This is a genomic window from Olsenella sp. DNF00959 (genome assembly GCF_001553055.1).
GTDB classification, from domain to species: Bacteria; Actinomycetota; Coriobacteriia; order Coriobacteriales; family Atopobiaceae; genus Olsenella_I; species Olsenella_I phocaeensis.
Genome location: NZ_KQ960133.1, coordinates 25669 through 44660 on the forward strand (window position 1 = coordinate 25669; position 18992 = coordinate 44660).

The 18992-nt window shown below is 67.2% G+C and carries 16 protein-coding genes; 4 read left to right on the plus strand and 12 right to left on the minus strand.

What is annotated here, in order from left to right:
• Positions 1–203 (minus strand): hypothetical protein (locus tag HMPREF1868_RS10040; protein ID WP_231782276.1); only part of this gene is annotated, 203 nt, incomplete at its 3' end.
• 84 nt (positions 204–287) lie between these two features.
• On the opposite strand from HMPREF1868_RS10040, the gene HMPREF1868_RS06985 reads away from it, so the two are divergent.
• From HMPREF1868_RS06985 to HMPREF1868_RS06995, 3 genes are all read left to right on the plus strand, one after another.
• Positions 288–899 carry a hypothetical protein gene (locus HMPREF1868_RS06985; RefSeq protein ID WP_062531465.1) on the plus strand — a complete coding sequence of 204 codons (612 nt, stop codon included), beginning with the start codon at positions 288–290 and terminating at the stop codon, positions 897–899.
• Positions 900–982: 83 nt separating this feature from the next.
• Positions 983–1690 (plus strand): response regulator transcription factor, encoded by a 708-nt coding sequence (locus HMPREF1868_RS06990; protein ID WP_062531466.1) that lies wholly within the window; start codon positions 983–985, stop codon positions 1688–1690.
• A gap of 19 nt (positions 1691–1709) precedes the next feature.
• Entirely contained in the window at positions 1710–2873 is a 1164-nt protein-coding gene (locus HMPREF1868_RS06995) for a sensor histidine kinase (protein ID WP_197414970.1), read from the plus strand.
• A 42-nt stretch (positions 2874–2915) separates the two neighbouring features.
• On the opposite strand, the gene HMPREF1868_RS07000 is transcribed toward HMPREF1868_RS06995, so the two are convergent.
• The 8 genes from HMPREF1868_RS07000 to HMPREF1868_RS07035 all read right to left on the minus strand — a co-directional run bounded on the left by HMPREF1868_RS07000 (position 2916) and on the right by HMPREF1868_RS07035 (position 13466).
• Positions 2916–4052 (minus strand): phosphatase, encoded by a 1137-nt coding sequence (locus tag HMPREF1868_RS07000; RefSeq protein WP_197414971.1) that lies wholly within the window; start codon positions 4050–4052, stop codon positions 2916–2918.
• On the minus strand, positions 4049–5242 hold the full coding sequence (locus HMPREF1868_RS07005; protein ID WP_062531468.1) for a pyridoxal phosphate-dependent aminotransferase: 1194 nt from the start codon (positions 5240–5242) through the stop codon (positions 4049–4051). The genes HMPREF1868_RS07000 and HMPREF1868_RS07005 overlap by 4 nt, the downstream gene beginning before the upstream one ends.
• An 87-nt stretch (positions 5243–5329) precedes the next feature.
• Positions 5330–7306 (minus strand): ATP-dependent zinc metalloprotease FtsH, encoded by a 1977-nt coding sequence (gene ftsH / locus HMPREF1868_RS07010; protein ID WP_062531469.1) that lies wholly within the window; start codon positions 7304–7306, stop codon positions 5330–5332.
• Positions 7307–7336: 30 nt separating this feature from the next.
• On the minus strand, positions 7337–7891 hold the full coding sequence (gene hpt / locus HMPREF1868_RS07015) for a hypoxanthine phosphoribosyltransferase (protein ID WP_062531470.1): 555 nt from the start codon (positions 7889–7891) through the stop codon (positions 7337–7339).
• A gap of 359 nt (positions 7892–8250) precedes the next feature.
• Complete coding sequence (tilS, locus tag HMPREF1868_RS07020) at positions 8251–9756, minus strand: tRNA lysidine(34) synthetase TilS (protein ID WP_062531471.1); 1506 nt, start codon at positions 9754–9756, stop codon at positions 8251–8253.
• Positions 9757–9897: 141 nt separating this feature from the next.
• Positions 9898–11445, minus strand: a complete 1548-nt coding sequence (locus HMPREF1868_RS07025) for a YfcC family protein (protein ID WP_082719579.1) — start codon at positions 11443–11445, stop codon at positions 9898–9900.
• Between the two features lie 70 nt (positions 11446–11515).
• Positions 11516–12739 carry a peptidase T gene (gene pepT / locus HMPREF1868_RS07030; RefSeq protein ID WP_062531472.1) on the minus strand — a complete coding sequence of 408 codons (1224 nt, stop codon included), beginning with the start codon at positions 12737–12739 and terminating at the stop codon, positions 11516–11518.
• A 295-nt stretch (positions 12740–13034) separates the two neighbouring features.
• The gene (locus HMPREF1868_RS07035) at positions 13035–13466 is read right to left on the minus strand and encodes an Hsp20/alpha crystallin family protein (RefSeq protein WP_062531473.1); all 432 of its coding nucleotides are present in this window, start codon (positions 13464–13466) and stop codon (positions 13035–13037) included.
• A gap of 279 nt (positions 13467–13745) precedes the next feature.
• Between HMPREF1868_RS07035 and HMPREF1868_RS07040 the strand changes: the two genes are divergently transcribed.
• Positions 13746–14282, plus strand: a complete 537-nt coding sequence (locus HMPREF1868_RS07040) for a hypothetical protein (RefSeq protein WP_062531474.1) — start codon at positions 13746–13748, stop codon at positions 14280–14282.
• Between the two features lie 78 nt (positions 14283–14360).
• Here HMPREF1868_RS07040 and HMPREF1868_RS07045 read toward each other — a convergent pair whose 3' ends face one another.
• The 3 genes from HMPREF1868_RS07045 to clpB form a co-directional block, all read right to left on the minus strand.
• Positions 14361–14561, minus strand: a complete 201-nt coding sequence (locus HMPREF1868_RS07045; protein WP_062531475.1) for a hypothetical protein — start codon at positions 14559–14561, stop codon at positions 14361–14363.
• 40 nt (positions 14562–14601) lie between these two features.
• Positions 14602–16083: a PASTA domain-containing protein gene (locus tag HMPREF1868_RS07050; RefSeq protein ID WP_062531476.1), complete on the minus strand. Its 1482-nt coding sequence runs from the start codon at positions 16081–16083 to the stop codon at positions 14602–14604.
• Between the two features lie 160 nt (positions 16084–16243).
• Complete coding sequence (clpB, locus tag HMPREF1868_RS07055) at positions 16244–18862, minus strand: ATP-dependent chaperone ClpB (RefSeq protein WP_062531477.1); 2619 nt, start codon at positions 18860–18862, stop codon at positions 16244–16246.
• Between the last annotated feature and the right edge of the window lie 130 nt (positions 18863–18992).

The following is an 18992-nucleotide window of genomic DNA, read 5'->3' on the forward strand; positions in this document are numbered from 1 at the left end:
GAGCCGGGCCCCTCCGGGATCGCGTTTGCTGCGTTGCGGGGGAACCAGTCGAGGATGCCCTCCCCCTCCTCGCGCACGGCCCTCGCGACCGCCTTCGTCCTCGGGACGTCCGAGCGCACGACCCAGCCGGCGGCCCGACCCGGCCCCCTGGGGGCCGGCCCCCCGCCCGGGCGGTCGCGGACGCCCCCCGTCGCCCCGGCCACGGCGCGCGCCCCGGCGGTGGGGAGGCGCCCCGGGGAGTGGTAGCCACTAGAAATGATGAGGAGCCAAGAAAAGGAGTGATCGACATGACCAAGGGAAGCAAGGGCAAGCGTCAGCTGGCAACGGCAATCTGCACCGCGGGGCTTCTGGGATCGCTCGCCCTCCCCACCCTGGCGATGGCCCGCGCCCAGAGCGCCCAGGGAGCGCAGGGCTGCCAGGCCTGCGGGGACTGCCAGACCAAGTCCATCAGCGAGGACGACGTCAGCACCGACGCCCGCGCCTTCACGGAGGAGGAGGCGCGGGCTATGTCCCAGGGCATGACCGAGAAGGACGCCCAGGAGGCGGTGGGGCGCCTGAAGGGCCTGAGCGACGCCGAGCGCTCCGAGCTCAAGGGCCTTTGGATGGGGATGACGGGCGAGAGGGGGCTCGGCGACGAGCAGTACGAGCGCATGGACGAGCTCGAGGGCAAGGCCTGGAGGGCAGCGCTCGACGAGGCGATCGACGCTGACGGCTCGCTCGACGACGCGGCCAAGTCCGCGCTCAAGGAGAACGCCTCCCGCATAGACCAGCTGGAGGAGAGGCTGCTCGAGGACGAGGCCGTCCTGAACGACAACGAGGAGGAGGATGTCTACAAGGAGCTCGACGAGCTCTACCAGCGTCTCGATGGCTACATGGAGAAGGCCGGCAACGTCTTCTAGGACCTCGCGACTGGTGGTGCGTAACGTACAATCGGGGCTGGCCCTGCGGGGACAGCCCCTTTTCGTCCCAAGAGAGGTGGCTGATGGCGGAGCTCATCTACGTGGCGGACGACGACCTCAACCTGCTCGAGGTCCAACGCGCCTTCCTCGAGGGCGCGGGCTATCAGGTGAGCTGCTTTGCCATCGGAGACGCCCTTCGCGAGCGCTTCCTCGAGCGTCCCGCCGACCTTGTCATCCTCGACGTCATGATGCCGGGGACGGACGGCCTCGAGGTCTGCCGCCAGCTCCGGGAGGTCTCTGACGTGCCCATCGTCATCCTCACCGCCCGAGAGTCAGAGATGGACTACATCACCGGGCTCGCCTTGGGCGACGACTACCTCTTCAAGCCCTTCTCGCCCTCCATGCTGGTCATGCGCGTGAGGGCCCTGCTCAGGAGGGCGAACATGTCACGCGGACAGGAAGGCGGCACCCTGCGCTTCGCCGACCTCGTGCTGCACGACGCCACGCACGTGGTGGAGGTGGGCGACAGGGAGCTGCGCCTCACGATGATGGAGTTCTCGCTCCTGAGGGTGCTCGTGAAGGCGGCGGGGGAGCCCGTCTCTCGCGCGGAGCTCCTCCGGAGGGTCTGGGGGATGGACGCGGAGGTGGAGACCCGCGTCACCGACGAGTGCGCACGCCGCGTACGCCAGAAGCTGCGAGGTGCCGGCAGCCGCGTGGGCGTGAAGGCGGTCTGGGGCTTTGGCTACCACCTCGTGGATGCGGGCGAGGGGGATGCTCATGCGCCGCGCTAGGTGGCCGAGGGCCGGCAACATGCGTCCTGCCCTCCGGCTTGCCCTGCTCTTCGCGGGCTGCGTCGCCGCCGCGCTGCTGGTGGTGGTTCTCGCCTATGGCCAGCTCGTGCAGGCGCAGATGCGCGACGGCTCCGAGCAGGCGATTGACGCCCTCCTGGGCGATGGCAACGAGGAGGGGGAGCCCTCACGCGTTGCAATCCCCCTCGCGCTGACGGCCGAGTGGGAGCTCGACGAATCGGACGGCAACCCTTACACGCCGCTTGACAGGCTCGCCGCCAGCTGGGCATCGGAGCATCGCGACCAGACCGGTCGACTCGTGCGCGTGGAACGGGATGGGCTCGAGTGCTACCTCAAGGTCCAGGGAACGATTCCCGCGCCACAGACCGAGGCCGGCCTTGTGTCGGATGAGGGCGCGGAGGTGCTTCTCGCCTACGTGGACGTGTCCGGCGAGGAGGCGCTGGCAGGTCAGGTGCGACTGCTCCTTCTGGGCATCATGCTCCTCTCGACCATAGGCGCCGCAGCCGCCGGCTGGGCGCAGGGGAGGCAGGTCGAGGCCCGCGAGCGAGCGGTGAGGACCTTCTACGAGAACGTCTCGCACGAGCTCAAGACCCCCCTTGCCGCAATCGGCGGCTATGCCGAGGGACTCCGGGAGGGAGTCATCGCGGATGACAGGCAGGCGGGAGCGGTGATCTTGGGCGAGGTGCGCAAGATGTCGGAGGGCGTCGGCCAGCTGCTTGACATCAGCAGGCTCGAGGGTGGAGCGGTCATGCTAGAGTGCGAGAGGCTCGACCTCGCCGAACTCGTGGAGGACTGCCTCGTGCCCTTCGAGGGGGCGGTCGCCTCTCGCCAGTTGGACGTGTCGCTCGACCTTCACACCATCCGGACGGAGGTCGACGCGAGGCAGTTCGAGCGCGCCTTCGACAACCTCGTGACCAACGCGATCAGGCATGCGAGGTCACGACTGCGCGTCTTCCTTGGAAACGGGGAGCTCGTCGTGTGGAACGACTGCGCGCGACCCGCCGCACGGGACCTCGACGCCCTCTTCGACCGCTTCAGGACCGACGCCGCGGGGGGCAGCGGCATAGGGCTCGCACTCGCGCGCGAGGTCTTCGAACTGCACGGATGGCGGGTCGAGGCGCGCTACGAGGACGGCGGGCTGGTGATACGCGTACGCCTGGGCTAGGCACGAGGTGGGACACAGCGCCCCCCAGCACGAGGTGCTCAGCTACACCTCGACGCTCGTGCCCACGGCCCGTTCCAGTACGCCCAGGAAGGTCTCGGCGTCGCGCGTGGCGACGAGCTTGCGCGGGAAGCCGATCTCTTCCAGCATCGAGCGGACGTGGTCGAAGTGGCCTATCCCGCACGAGATGTGGGAGTCGGTGCCCGTCGAGATCATGACCCCCTCCTCCGCGCAGCGCTCGGCTAGCCTGCGGCAGGTGCTCGTCGCGGATGGGTGGCTGGCAAGGGTCGCCTCGTTTATCTCGACGAGCTTGCCCTTCTCGCGCGCCACGGCGAGCACCTCGCCCACGTCGAAGGGCACGCCGGCACGTCCCGCGTGTCCCAGGATCAACACCTTGGGGTCCTCGAGGGCCCGCACGTACATCCGGGTCGTCTGCGCCAGGCTTGCGCCACGTGCAAATTCGTCGCAGTGCACCGAGGCGATAACGTAGTCGCAGCCTTGGAAGACGCGCTCCTTGAGGGTGAGCTGTCGGTGCAGGGGGTTGCCGTTTATCTCGTGCGTGAGGGGCACGTCATGGCCGAAGAGGTGGCCGTCGAGGTCCACGACGTCCGCCTCGCAGCCGTGCAGCAGGCGCACGCCTCGCCACACGCGCGGCCAGGCGCCGTAGTTCATGAAGTACTGGAAGTCCCGCAGGTCGTAGCCCTGCGCACGCTCCATGCTGCCAACCTCGGAGAAGAGCATCGAGGAGTAGTGGTCGGTCGACCCCAGCAGCTCGAGGCGCAGCTCCGCCGCCGCCCGCACGTTCTCCTCTATGGTGGAGTAGGCGTGGCGCGAATAGAGGGTGTGGGTGTGGACGTCACAGGCCAGCTGAAGCATGGGGGCTCCTCTCTTGGAAGACCCTCCCAGCTTAGCAGCGCCCCCGGCAAGCGAGAGGCGCGTTGCCGCCCGCGCCGCGGGCTCGTCCGCACGGGATGCCTCCCTCGACCGCGAGACGCCCTCGCCCCAGCGTCCCCTGAGGCCGAAGCCCGCCTTGGGCGTCATCCTGAAGGCGGGACAGGCGGCGTCGGACGCATGCACCTCTCCCCTTCTGCCGTCTGGGGCGACGCAGACGCCGCGCGTGCGCAGGAGCCCCGTCTTTGCCTGGCAGAAGCTGCAGTTCTGGCAGATGCGCTCCCAGCTCACGCGTCCCCCCGGGCATACTGCTCGGCGAGGCGCCTCCATGCCGGCATCGAGTCGACGATGGTCTGGTGGCTCACGCAGTAGCCCACGCGCACCCAGCCCTCGCAGCCAAAGCTGTTTGACGGGACGGGCAGGAGCTCCAGGGCCTTCGCCTTCTGGAAGAAGGCCTCGGCGTCGGGCTCCAGGGACTTCACCCAGAGGTAGAAGGCGCCTTGCGGCTCGATGTACTCGTAGCCAAGCGCCGAGAGCCCCTCCGTGAGCGCCTTGCGGTTGCGCTCGTAGGCGGCGACGTCGCTCGGGACGTCCACGCAGTCCATGACCACGCGCTGGAAGAGCGCCGGCGCGCAGACGAAGCCCAGCTTGCGGCCGGCACCGGCGATGGCGGGGACAAGCTCGTCGTGGTCGGGGTTGGTGTTGGGGACCAGCACCCAGCCCACGCGCTCGCCGGGCAGGCTCAGGCTCTTGGAGTAGGAGTAGCAGACGACGCTGCGGTCGTACAAGGAGGGGATCCAAGGCACCTCGCAGCCGTAGCTGATCTCGCGATACGGCTCGTCGGACACCAGGTAGATGGCGGTCCCCAGGGCGCTCTCGCGCTCGCGAAGCACGTCCGCCAGCTCCTCGAGGTTCTGGCGGGAGTAGACCGACCCGACGGGGTTGTTGGGCGAGTTGACCACCACGGCCTTGGTGCGGCTCGTGATGGCGGCGCACACGGCCTCCGTGTCCACCTGGAAGGTCTGGGGGTCCGCCATGACCTCGACGCAGGACGCCCCGGCGGTCTGGATCCAGACGCGGTACTCCGGGAAGTAGGGGGCGATGACGATGACCTCGTCGCCGGGATCGACCAGCGCGTTGAAGCTGATGCTGAGCGAGGCGGCGGCACCGCAGGTCATGTAGAGGTCGCCCGCCCCGTAGTCGCAGCCGAAGCGTCGGTTGAGCGACTCCGCGACGCGCTGCCTGACCTCGACGAGGCCTGCGGCGGGGGTGTAGCCGTGCAGCTGCACGGGAGGGAGCTCCAGGGAGCGCTCGATGGAGCGGCGGACCTCCTCGGGCGCGGGCACGGAGGGGTTGCCCAGCGAGAAGTCGAAGACCTTCTCGGCCCCTATCTGCGCCTTGCGCTGGGCGCCGTAGGCGGCGATCTCCCTGATGCTGGACTTGGAGGTCCCGTACTCGTAGCTCTTCTGGTTGATGGACACGACCGCTCCCCTCCACGGCACCGGTCGACCGGCGCGGCCTCGCGATATGGGAACGGCGCGGCATGAGCCGCGCCGCCAGCTTGCAGACTACTCGCCGCCGAGGACGGGCGACGATTCCGTCACAGACTCGTCACCGCCGAGCGGCGAGTCCACCGCGACCTCCGGGTGCTCGAGGACGTACTGCGCCCAGCGGTCGTCCAGAAGGGCGTTGACCACGTCGCCCTCCACCGTCTCGCGCGCAAGGAGCACCTTGGCCATGGTCTCCATCTGGCTGCGCCTCGCCTCGAGCACCGCGCGCGAGCGACCATGGGCCTCGCGCATGATGCGCTCGACCTCGTCGTCGATGCGTTTGGCCGTCTCGGCGGCGTAGTCGTTGTGGTTCGCGTAGTCGCGCCCCAGGAAGACCTCGTGCTGGGCCTCGCCGAAGACCTGCGTGCCCAGCTCCTCGCTCATGCCGTAGCGAGTGACCATCTCGCGCGCCATCTTGGTGGCCCGCTCGAGGTCGTTGCTGGCGCCGGTGGTGATGTCCTCGCAGAAGAGCTCCTCGGCCGTACGTCCCCCCAGGAAGACGGCGATCTGGTCCAGCATGCCGTCGCGCGTCTCGAGGAAGTGGTCCTCCTCGGGGAGCTGCAGGGTGTATCCCAGGGCACGACCACGGCTGATGATGCTGATCTTGTGCACCGGGTCGGAGTTCTCGAGTATGTGCCCCACCAGGGCATGCCCGCACTCGTGGTAGGCGATGGTAACGCGCTCCTTCTGGGTCATCACGCGGCCCCTCTTCTCGGGACCGGCGACGACGCGTTCCATGGACTCCTCCACCTCCTCCATCGAGATGCGGTCCTTGTGCCGGCGGGCGGCGAGGAGCGCGGACTCGTTCATGAGGTTGGCGAGGTCGGCACCCGTGAAGCCTGGCGTCAGCTTGGCGATCCGCTTGAGGTCGACGTCCTTTTTGAGGGGCTTGTTCTGGGAGTGGACCGAGAGGATCCTCTCCCTCCCCTTGACGTCGGGGCGGTCGACGGTGACCTGCCGGTCGAAGCGTCCGGGGCGCAGCAGCGCCGGGTCCAGGATGTCGGGACGGTTCGTCGCGGCGACCAGGATGACGGCCTGGTTCTCCTCGAAGCCGTCCATCTCGACCAGCAGCTGGTTGAGGGTCTGTTCGCGCTCGTCGTGGCCACCACCCAAGCCAGCGCCGCGCTGGCGTCCCACAGCGTCGATCTCGTCGATGAAGATGATGGAGGGGGCGGACTCCTTCGCCTGCTTGAAGAGGTCGCGCACGCGACTCGCGCCAACGCCCACGAACATCTCGACGAAGTCTGAGCCAGATATGGAGAAGAACGGCACCCCCGCCTCGCCGGCCACGGCCTTGGCGAGCAAGGTCTTGCCGGTGCCCGGGGGACCCACCAGGAGCACGCCACGCGGAATCTTGGCACCCATCTTCTGGTAGCGCTCGGGCTCGCGCAGGAAGTCGCGGACCTCCTTGAGCTCCTCTACCGCCTCGTCTATGCCCGCCACGTCAGAGAACTTCACCTTGGGCCGGGTCTCCTCCGTCGTGCGCGCCCTGTTGGCGCGACCGAAGTTCATGGAGCGTCCGTTCTGGCCCTGCATCTGCCTGGTGAAGTAGATCATGAAGGCGAGTATGACCGCCGTGGGGACGATCGACACCAGGATGGTCTGGAGCAGGTCGGAGCTCGACGTGTCGATGGTGAAGCTCACGTCGGGATGCTGCGCCATGAGCTCCTGCAGGCTGTCGGCACCCACGTAGTAGCTCACGAAGCGGCTCTGCTCGTTGCCGTCATGGCGGTAGTTGCCCCTCAGGCTGCCGTCGGAGGTCTTGTAGGTGACGTCGCTCACCCGCTCGTCCTTGACCGCGGTGACGAAGGCGTTGGTGGTGAGGGTGTCCGCTTGGCTCGCCCCCAGCATCGACTGACCGGCGGTGTAAGCGACGTAGGCGACCAACGCGATCATGAGGGCGGCGATGATGGCTGGCTGACGGCGTCCCCCCGGACCCTCCTGCCCGGGAATGGGCGGGCGCGAGGGATCGAGGCCGTTGTTGTTGTCTGACACTTGGCTGGGCTCCTTGGAAGGGTCTGGAGGCTACCCCTGGTAGACCTCGGGCTTGAGCACCCCCACGTAGGGAAGGTTGCGATACTTCTCCGCATAGTCCAGACCATAGCCCACGATGAACTCGTTGGGGACGTGCGCCCCCACGTACTCGGGGTTGATGGCGGGGGTGTGGTTGGGGATGTCCTTGATGGAGAAGGCAGCCACGCTGACGGACTTGGGACCCCTGCCCTTGAGCAGCTCGACGAGGTAGCTCAGGGTGAGGCCGGAGTCGAGGATGTCCTCCGCGATGATGAGGTCGCGACCCTCGACCTTGGTGCTGAGGTCCTTGATGATGCGCACGACGCCGGAGCTCTTCACGCCATCCCCGTAGCTCGAGACCGCCATGAAGTCGACCTCACAGGGGATGGTGATGGAGCGCAGGAGGTCCGCGGTGAACACGAAGGCGCCGCGCAGCACGGCGACGATGAGGGGGTTGCGTCCCTCGTAGTCGCGGCTGATCTCTGCGCCCATGCGCTGGACGATCCCCCTGATCTGGTCCTCGGTGAGGATGACGCTCTTGATGTCGGCGGTGAGCTCGTCTGCCATGGACCTTGCCCTTCCTGTGCGTCAGTCGGTCTTGCCGGCTGGCTGGACGTATGCGCCTATGGTACTACGCCCTCGGGGCGCGACCGCCCCCGTTGGGTGCGACGTAACGCAGGCGCAGCTTAGCCGGCATGCTCAAACGCTCGCCCCTCTCGTCCGCCACGCTCGAACGCACGCAACTTTCGCTCACTACGCTCGAACGCACGGATGTCCCGACTGACAACTGGGCAAACGCGAAGGCGTCCGTGCTCTTCCGCGTGCGCGTCGCATGAGGCGTGCGTTGGAGCGTGGGCGCTTCGCGCGTGACGGGCGCGCCACACGAAGCGTGCGTTCGCGCGTGACGGGCCGCGCGCTCTTACGTGCTAGCTCAGGGCGAGCTCGAGGACGAGGCGGGTGGTGGGCACGCAGCGCACGCGCTCGTCGCAGCGAAGGGGAGAGACCCAGAGCACCTGGCCCGTGGGGCCGCTCCTCACCACGGGCACTCCCGGTCGGTCGGCCGCGGGTACGTGCACCTCGTTGAGGAGGTCGGAGAGCTTCTTCGACTGGCCGTGCATGCCCAGGGGGCACATGACGTCTCCCGCCGCGGGGGCGTCCACCCACAGCCTCCCCTGCCCCGAGGGAGAGACGCCGCAGGCCACGGCGTCGAGATAGACCGAGCGGCCACCCCATTCCAGGGCATGGGCGCGGGCCACCTCTTCAGGGGAGGAGCCCGCCGGAACCGACGCCAGGCGCGCGGAGATGGTGCGACCGTCGGGGAGGCGCACGCTTCCCGGGACGTCGAGCCATGCCGGGCCCACCGAGGCCGTGCGCCGGGGGACGCGCAGGAAGAGCAGGCCGTACTCGACGCGCGCGTCGATTCCCAAGCTCACGTTGCAGGACCCGCATCCCTGGGCCACGATGCGCAAGACCCTTGCCACCTGCGCGGACTCGATGCGTGCCGCGGGGCTCAGGCCAAGGATGGCGAGCCTCACCACGCGCCGGGCTATGGACACGTCGGCCGCGCCGAGGCGGCGGGCGTCCAAGGCGACCACCCCCTCGCCCGAGCGTCTCACGAGCTCGCGATAGCTGCGGGCGGCCACCTGTCCCAGGTAGGCGTCCTCGTCCGAGAGAATCTCGCAGGTGTTTGAGAGGGCGCTGACCAGCTGGGGGTTGCGACCCAGCGCAACGGGCATGATCTCGTGGCGCACGAAGGAGCGAAGGTAGCGCGTGTCCGCGTTGGTCGCATCCTCCCTCCAGGCGATCCCCTTGAGCGAGAGGAGCTCGCAGAGCTCCTCGTGGGTGCGTTCCAGGAGTGGGCGCACGATGCGGTTGCGGCGGCGGGGTATGGAGGAGAGGCCGGAGGTGCCCGTGCCCCTGATGGCGTTCATGAAGAAGGTCTCCGCCCGGTCGCTCGCGGTATGCGCCGTGAGTATGCGCGCGGCGGAGCGCGGCGTGCCCAAGCTTGCCGAGAGCCTGTTGGCAAGCTCCCCGGCGAGGCGGTAGCGCTCCTCTCGCCCCACGTTCTCTATGTTGCCGCCGGCGGAACCGGCCTGCGCGGCAAGGCCGGCCACGTCCACCCTACGCACCGTGCAGGGGACGCCAAGCTCCGCGCAGAGCCCGCGCACGAAGGCCTCGTCACCCAGGGCGTCGTCGCCACGGAGCTGGTGGTTGACGTGCAGGACGTGGAGGCGCTCCCGGGCGATGCGCGCGCGGCCGTGGCCGTCGTCGATGTCGAGCTCGGAGCCCACGGCCAGGAGCAGGAGGGCCGTCGAGTCCGCACCGCCCGAGACCATGAGCACGACGGGCGCGCGTGCCTCGTCGTCGGCCGCGGGGCCAGGGCGGCCGCCCCTTCCCCGAACGCTTGCATATCTGCGCATGACGCTGGTCACGGGCCCTCCAAGCCTCGTCTTGGCCCAGCTCGGGCACGCCGGGCCATGCATGGGGCCCGGACGCCCCAGTGTCGCCCGGGCCCCTTGGGAACCCTATGATACCCGCGTCGCACAAAGCCCCGACGCGAGGCCCCGCCTCCGCTAGACCAGGACCTGAGCCACGAGCAGCAGCGCGTTGAGCAGGACCGTGATGACCAAGAGCGGCGTCACGAACTTGAACCAGCGGCTGAAGGGCACGTCCACCATGGCAAGGGACGCGAGGATGAGGCCCGTGGGCGTGACGTACGAGATGAGGCCCTGGCCGTAGTTGTAGGCCGAGATGATGGCCGTCTTCGAGACGCCCACCGCGCCGCCGAGGGGCGCCATGATGGGCACCGAGAGCACGGCGAGGCCGGAGGACGAGTTGATGAAGAAGCCCAGGATGATGTAGACGACCAGCATCATGATGATGAACAGCACGGGGCTCATCCCCGCGATGGCACCCGAGAAGAAGTACAGGATGGTGTCAGAGATGAGACCGTTCTCGAGCAGGATGTTGACCGCACGGGCGACGCCGACGACCAGCGCGACGCTCATGAGGTCGCCGCAGCCGCCGATGTACTCGTCCATGAAGACCTCCTCGTCGAGGCCGCAGGTGAAGGCGAGGATCATGGAGCAGGCTAGGAAGACGGCGGTCATGTAGTCGAACCACCACTGGTGGGCGACGATGCCGTAGACCAGAACGACGAACGAGACGCCAAAGACGGCGAGCGAGACCTTCATGGGCGTGGTAAACTCGGGAGCCTCACCCCTCTGGCCCCAGCGCTCCTCGATCCTCTCCTTGAAGTCGTAGACGACGGACTTGGAGGGGTCGAGGCGAACCTTGTGCCCGTAGCGCATGACGTAGGCGAGCGAGATGACGGTGCCTATGGCGAGCGCCACGAACCTCCAGGACATGCCCTCGGCCATGGAGATGCCGGCCGCCTTAGTGGCGACGCCGATGGCGAAGGGGTTGACCGTCGAATACATGGTGCCCACGCAGGAGCCCATGAAGATGACGGCGATGCAGGTCATCGCGTCATAGCCCGCTGCGATGAATACGGGCATGAGGATCGGGTAGAGGGCGATCGTCTCCTCCGCGAGGCCAAAGGTGGTCCCGCCCGCAACGATGATGAGCGTCAGCACGATGATGAGCAGCCACTCACGCCCCCTCGTCACGCGCGAGAGCGCGGCGACCGCGGCGGTGAGGGCGCCCATGTGGTTGAGGACGCCGATGCAACCGCCCAGCAAGAACACGAACAGGATGATGTCGATCGACTCGTAGACACCGTTGATCGGGGCGAGAAGGAACTCCACGACGCCCTGCGGGTTCTGGTCGACTCGCTGGTAGGTGCCGGGGATCGCCGTCGGCTTCGAGATGGACCCGTCGAGGTAGCTCTCGACGTTCGCCGAGATGCCCAGCTTAGTGAGGGTCTCCTGCGTGGCGGGCTGCTCCTCCGTCGTGCCGTCCGCGTTGGTGATCGAGAACACGTCGTCGTCCGCGACGTACTTGAGCTTCGAGTACTCACCCGCCGGCACGACCCAGGTGAGCACCGCAGCGAAGAGCATCACGATGAAGAGCACCGTGATCGCGGTCGGGAAGTGGAGCTTGTCCCTCTTCTTGGGCGCGCCCCCCTCTGTAGCCGCTTCGACCATCGCCTCTTCTGCCATAGCAAGACCCCTTTCGTCCAAAGGGGCCGCCCTCATGGCGGCCCCTGATGCAACCCCCGCGCTCGGACCGCTATTCCCCGGCAAAGACCCTCACGAGCTCGACCGCCATCCTCGTGGCGGCATCCATGCCCTCGACCGTGATGTGCTCGTAGGGACCGTGATATCCGTGGCCGCCGGTTCCCAGGTTGGGACAGGGCAGCCCGCGGTACGAGAGCTGGCAGCCGTCCGTGCCCCCGCGTATGGGCGACACGTCGGGCTTGACGCCGGCGCGCTCCGCGGCCAGCTTCGCGTTGTCGATCATGTACATGCAGCCGTCGATGACCGAGGCCATGTTCTTGTACTCGTCCTTGATGGTCAGGGTGACCGTTCCCTCGCCCCACTCCTCGTTCATGAGCTTCTCGATGTGGCGCAGCGTCTGCTTTCGCGCCTCGAAGGAGCCCGCGTCGTGGTCGCGCACGATGTACGAGAGGCTCGCGTGGGCCTCGTCGCCGTTTATCTGGAGCAGGTGGTAGAAGCCCTCGTAGCCCTCGGTGTGGCGCGGGGTCTCGAAGGCGGGGAGCATACCGTTGATCTGGCAGGCGAGGAGGACGGCGTTCACCATGACGTCCTTGGCGGAGCCCGGGTGCACGCTCACGCCCGTGACCTCGAAGCTGGCCTCGCAGGCGTTGAAGTTCTGGTACTGGATCTCGCCCTCGGTGTCGCCATCCAAGGTATAGGCGACGTCGGCGTCGAATCCCTCGACGTCGAAGCTGTGCACGCCGCAGCCTATCTCCTCGTCAGGGGTGAAGGCGATGCGCAGCGGGCCATGGGCGATGCCCTCGGCGAGCAGGGTCTCGAGGGCGGTCATAATCTCGGCGATGCCCGCCTTGTCGTCCGCGCCAAGGATCGTCGTCCCGTCGCTGGTGATGAGCGTGCGGCCCTTGAGGGTGGGCAGGTGGGGGAAGTCCCTCACCGCGAGCGTGCGCCCACTCTGGAAGAGCGGAAGGTCCCCACCGTCGTAGTCGGGCGTAAGCTGGGGACGGATCTCGTGGTCGCAGAACTGCGAGACCGTGTCCATGTGGGCGATGAGCCCCAGCTTGGGCCTGTCCTCGAGGCCTGGCGTCGCCGGTACCTTCGCATAGACGAAGCAGTCGTCGCTCAGGCGGACGTCGGTGACGCCCAACCCCCTGAGCTCCTCCACCAGCATGCGCGCGAGCTCGAACTGCTCGGGGCTGCTGGGGGTGTGCGCCTCGTTCCCCTCGTCGCTGGGCGTGCGCACGACGACGTAGTCAAGGAGTCTCTCGTATGCCCTCACGTCGCGCTCTCCTCTCCATGGCATGTCACGGGCGGCCGCATGCGAACTGGAGGTGCCAGCCGATGCAACGGCCTTTTGATTGGCTGGCCCATGACAATTTGAATGACGTTTAACAGTCTAGAAATACTAGGGAGTGAGCGCCAGGATGGCTTCCGCCAGGGGTCAAAACTGGGCGAGCCGCCCCAAATTCCAGGCGAGAGGTTCCTGGACACAAAAAAGGGGAGGCGACGCCGTGGCATCGCCTCCCCCACCTCGCTATGTCAGCAGATCAAACCTGGCCAAACCCCGATTCGAGCTAGTCGATCGAAATCTTGGTGACGTTGGCCTTCTCCTCCTGCTTGGGGACGTTGACGGTGAGCACGCCGCCGTCGAGCTTTGCGGAGAGACCGGAGATCGCGGCGTCCTTGAGGTACACGCCACGGGTGGCCTGCCACTCGTTCGTCTCCTTGTGGAGGTAGTTCTTGCCCTTCTCCTCCTCGGTCTCCTTCTTCTCGACCGAGACCGAGAGGCGACCCTCGTTGAGCTCTACGTCGATGTCCTCGCGCTTCACGCCGGGGAGCTCGGCCGAGACGACGTACTTGTCGCCGGCGTCCTCGACGTTCATCTTGAATGCGGCATCGCTCGAGAGGCTGGCCAGCGGCGCGTTGAAGAAGTCGTCGAACGCGTTGAAGGGGAACGCCCTGCGAAGGGCCCTGTCATAGCTGGTGTAAGGGATGAGGTTCGTCATCTTTACCACTCCTTCTGCTTGCGGATGCCCTGGTAGACACCCTTTGTTCTCGTTGGTATATATGCCCCTCATGGCGTGACCTTATACCTCGAGTCAATATTTTCTTAGTTGAGTTTGCTTAGCAAATCTAAGTCAGAATAAATTAGGTATTACGAAGGAAGATGGCGTTAGACGTTAGATGTAGCTATCGCGCATGACACTTTGGCAGGCCTCACCTGCTCTATCATGACTGCCATTGATGTGTACGGGCTTTGCGTGCCACGGCGGCGGAGGTGCTCCATGGACAAGGGCTTTGACGAGGGTCTTCGGGAGCCCCTTCCCAACAACGCAACGAATGAGGAGGGCACGCCCAAGACGGCGGCGACCGAGGCCCGGCCGTCGGTCGTTTCGGCAACCCAAGGTGGGACCGAGGCCACGGGCGAGACGGGCGAGGGCGACTTCGCGGCCACCACCTTCCAGCCCGTGGCCGCCCGCGTGCCCTACGTGAGGCAGCGCGCCCCGCACCGCTCCCAGGCCGCCATCGACGACCTCGGACAGGACGGCGCCTCCGCCAGCGGCTACGCCCACGACTCAAACGTCGCCGTGAGCGGCAAAGTCTTCTCCGGCGCGTCCAAGTACCGCCGCTCGCGCGGCGGCATGGGCAGGATCAAGAACAGCCGCTACGGCCAGTACCTCGAGATTCCCAAGGGTCGGCGCTCCATCTTCTCGTCGCGCGAGAGGAGCCGCCGCAGGCGCTCGGTGCTCTCGCTCATCGTCGTGGTGGCCCTGCTCGTGGTGGTCGCCCTCATCATCCTGAGGCTGCTCTCCACCAGGTAGGCCGGACGGGATGCCCCCGACGATCTGACGCGCGCTTCACGGGCGACGGCGGCACCCTCCTGCCGGCCGGAGACCCTCCTAGCCCCAGGGGTCGGCGTCGAAGAGGGGCTCGCGCGGGGCGGGACGGTCCGAGTAGGGGTCGTAGCCGTCGTCGTCCTCGTTCTCCGCCCGAAGGAAGCTGGCGTCAGATGACGAGACGGGCCTCTCGCCTGGCACCGTCCCGTCTGGCCGGTCAGCCTCTCGCACGGGGCCGACACCCTCTGCCTTGCTCGCTGGCATGACGTCCCCTCTCCCAACGGCGTCCTTGTGAATCCGCTCTCTATCCAACCTCTGCCCCTCGCTTGCCGTAGACGTCACCATAGGCGACGAAGTCGCAGACGCTCCCCCCAAAGGGAGCCAGGTCATAGCTCTTGTACAGGGACTTGGGAGCAGACGTCACGACCACGCGCGCGTCCTTCCCGCCCTGGGCTATGAGCACCGTCCAGCAGGCGTCGCCCATCTCTCCGTAACCGCAGACGAAGGGCGTGCCCTTGCGTTCCCGTCCCTGCGGGAGGACGACCGTCTGCATGTTGCAGCTTCTGCTCAGCCCGCTGAGACCGCAGAGCTCCATGACCTCCTCCAGGGCATCGCGGTTGAGCTTGCCCGCCTCTGCGGGCCACTCTGACTTGGGCAGCTCCAGGCGCACGCCCTCGAAGCCGGCGTCGGCCTCTGGGGTCGCCCCCTCCTTTGCTGCCTCGAGGTCGAACTTCGCCGAGAAGGGATACGAGCCCAAGGTGACCCTGCCCCCCTCGCCCTCATAGAGCGCCTGCGCCTTGCCGTGCGCGTTTGCATAGCTTGCCTGGAGGGAGAATCCCTGCTTCTGGAGGTAGTCCCCAATCTGGCTGGCGGTGAACTCGAAGTACTCGGCCAGGTGGTGATAGTCGGACGGATAGGGCTCTGAGACCCTGAGGGTCACGACGTCGTCCCCACCGACGCGCATGCCCTGGTCAGGGCTCACCCCGACGACGCTCCCGCCCGGCTCGTCGGAGCTCACGTACTCGATCCTGGCCTCGAGGCCCGCCGCCTCGACGAGCGACCTTGCCTCGGACTCACCCTTCCCCATGACATAGGGGACCGTATAGGGCTGCGCCACGGTGAGGGCAATCGCGTCGCGTGCCACGAAGGCGCTCCCCGCCTCGGGGGTCGACCTGGTGACCGTTCCCTCCTCGGCGGACGAGGCCTCGTACTGGATCGACACGTCTTGCGCCCCCGCATCAGCCAGGACGGCACGAGCCTCGTCGAGTCGCATGCCCACGACGTCGGGAAGCACGCGCTTCGTGCCGACGACCAGCGTGACCTCGCTGCCACGCTCGAGCCTGGTTCCGCTTGCAGGGTCGCAGCGGACCGCCTTGCCCACCCCGTCGTCGACGGGCTCCTCCGCCAGCACGACCTCGAAGCCGCGCTGCTCCAGGTCGCGCTGGGCCACCACCTGGGACTTGCCCGTGACAGAAGGGACGCGGCGGCCGCCCCAGAGCTCCGCCTCATAGGTGACGAAGAGCGCGGTGACCGTGACGGCAGCGAGCAGGAGCACGGCAGCCACGACGGGACGAGAAACGCTGCGGCTCTTGCCCTCGCCGGGAACGCTCTTTGGGGGCTCCAGCGATTCGGGCTCCCACACGGGAGCCGCGACGGCCTGTGGGAGGACGGCCGTGACGGGAGGATCGGACGGCGATTCCAGGTCGCCTGCCGGCTCGGACCTTCCCACGGAGGGGCCCAGCCCGTCCGACGGGACCTCGGAGAGCCTGCTCTTGGGGTCTTCCATCTGCCCTCCCGGTGGGTTGTGCGCGCGATTCTTCCCTATGGTCGCGCAAAGGGCCGGCTCGCGCCAGGCCGGCCCAGCAAGCGCGAGGGGACGGGCCTTCGGGTCCGTCCCCTCGCGAAATGGCGGGTACCGTGCGGTACGAAGGTCGATGCGATAGCAGCTACTCCACGGAATCGGGCTCCAACGCCTGCTCGTCACGGGCGGCGAAGAGCTTTCCGTCCGCCCCGACGTCCACCATGACGGTATCGCCCTCGTGGAGCTCCCCGGCGATGATCAGGCTGGCGACGTTGTCCACGACCTGGCGCTGGATGAGCCGCTTGAGCGGACGCGCGCCATAGACCGGATCAAGCCCGTCGAGCGAGAGGAGCTGCACCGCGCTGTCCGAGAGCCTGAGCGTGATGCGCTCGCGGGCGAGGCGGCTGCGCACGTCGCGAAGCTGGATGTCCACGATCTTCTCTATCTCGGCCAGCCCGAGGGAGTGGAAGATGACCACGTCGTCGATGCGGTTGAGGAACTCTGGCTTGAAGGCCTGGCGCAGCGCCTCCATGACCTGGGAGTTGACCGCCTTGGGATCGCTCGTGGCGTTGGCGGCCGCGATGAACTGGCTCCCCACGTTGCTGGTCATGATGATGATCGTGTTCTTGAAGCTCACGACGCGACCCTGCCCGTCGGTCAGGCGACCGTCGTCCAGCACCTGCAGGAGGATGTTGAACACGTCGGGATGCGCCTTCTCCATCTCGTCCAGGAGGATGACGCTGTACGGCTTGCGACGCACGGCCTCGGTGAGCTGGCCTCCCTCGTCGTAGCCCACGTATCCCGGAGGGGCGCCGATCAGGCGCTGGACGCTGAACTTCTCCATGTACTCGGACATGTCGATGCGCACCAGCGCGCGCTCGTCGTCGAAGAGACACTCGGCGAGCGCCTTGGCGAGTTCGGTCTTTCCCACGCCGGTGGGTCCCAGGAAGAAGAAGCTTCCCAGGGGGCGATTGGGATCGGCAAGCCCCGCACGGCTGCGGCGCACCGCCGAGGCGACCGCGCTCACGGCCTCGTTCTGTCCGATGACGCGCTCGTGGAGCTCGGCCTCGAGGTTCTGGAGCTTGTCTATCTCGCCCTGCATCATCTTCGACACGGGGACGCCGGTCCAGGAGCTCACGACCTCGGCGATCTCTTCGGTGGTGACCTCCTCCTTGAGGATGCCGCCCGCCTCCTGCTTCTGCGAGAGCGCCGCCTCGGCGGCGTCGTACTCGGCCTGGAGCGAGGGGATGGTCGAGTAGCGCAGCTCGGACGCGCGGGCCAGGTCGCCGGCGCGGGTGACGCGCTCCATCTCGCCTCTGGCTTCCTCGATCTTGGACTTGAGGTCCTGGACGCGGTCGATGCTCGCCTTCTCGTTCTCCCAGCTTGCCTTCATGCCGTCGAGCTTCTCGCGCGTGGTCGCGATCTCCTTCCGCAGGGTCTCGAGGCGCTCGCGGCTCGCTGCGTCCTCCTCCTTCATGAGGGCCTGTTCCTCGATCTGCATCTGCGTGAGCTGGCGGTCGACGGCGTCTATCTCGGCCGGCATGGAGTCGAGCTCCATGCGCAGGCGGCTCGCCGCCTCGTCCACCAGGTCGATGGCCTTGTCGGGCAGGAAGCGCTCGCTGATGTAGCGGTTCGAGAGGTCCGCGGCAGACACCAAGGCGGCGTCGGTGATGCGCACGCGATGGTGCTGCTCGTACTTCTCCTTGAGGCCGCGGAGGATGCTGATGGTGTCCTCGACCGTGGGCTCGCTCACGAGCACCGTCTGGAAGCGGCGGGCAAGCGCCTGGTCCTTCTCTATGTACTTGCGGTACTCGTCCAGCGTTGTGGCACCGATGGCATGGAGCTCGCCGCGGGCGAGGGCGGGCTTCAGGATGTTGCCCGCGTCCATGGAGCCCTCGGTCGCGCCGGCGCCCACGATAGTGTGGAGCTCGTCGATGAACAGGATGATCTGTCCATCGGACTTCTCCACCTCCTTGAGCACCGACTTCAGGCGGTCCTCGAACTCGCCGCGGTACTTCGCCCCCGCGACCAGCGCGCTCATGTCGAGCTCGACTATGTCCTTGTCCTTGATGGTCGAGGGCACGTCGCCGGCCACGATGCGCTCGGCTAGGCCCTCGACGATGGCGGTCTTGCCCACGCCGGGCTCGCCGATGAGCACCGGGTTGTTCTTCGTGCGGCGGCTCAGGACCTGGATCGTGCGGCGTATCTCCTCCACGCGGCCGATCACCGGGTCGAGCTTGCCCTGGCGTGCGAGGTCCGTCACGTTGCGTCCGTACTGTTCAAGGGCCTCGAACTGGGACTTCTGGTCCTGGGAGGTCACGCGCTCGTCACCACGCAGGCTCTGATAGGCCTCCTGCACGCGCTTGCTCGTGACGCCCGCGGCCTTGAGGGCGCTGCCCGCCTCGCCGCGCTCGTCGGCAAGCGCGCAGAGCAGGTGCTCGGAGGTGACATAGGAGTCGCCGAGCTTGGCGGCAAGCTTCTCCGCGGCGTCGCCCACGCGCGTGAGCTCGGTCGAGATGCCCATCTGCGACAGGTCGCCACTCACCTTGGGGGCACGTGCGATGGCCTGGTCCACCTGGGCTTCGACCTGCGCCGGGTCCGCGCCGACGCGCTCGACGATGGCGCGGAGGTTCCTCTCGCCCGACTCTATCAGGGCCTTGAGCAGGTGGATGGGTCGAACCTGCCCCGCCTCGGCATCGGCGGCGATGGTTATGGAGGACTGCAGGGCCTCCTGGGCGGTGACCGCCCACTTGTCAAACCTCATCTGCCTCACCCCTTCTGGCTCCCTCGGGGAGCACCGCTGTCTGTTGAGTTGATTGTTCCCTGGAGTGGTGGTCGCTATGCGCAAATCTAAGTGTCTGCACAATAGATTATCTGAGTTGTCTTGTACGTTT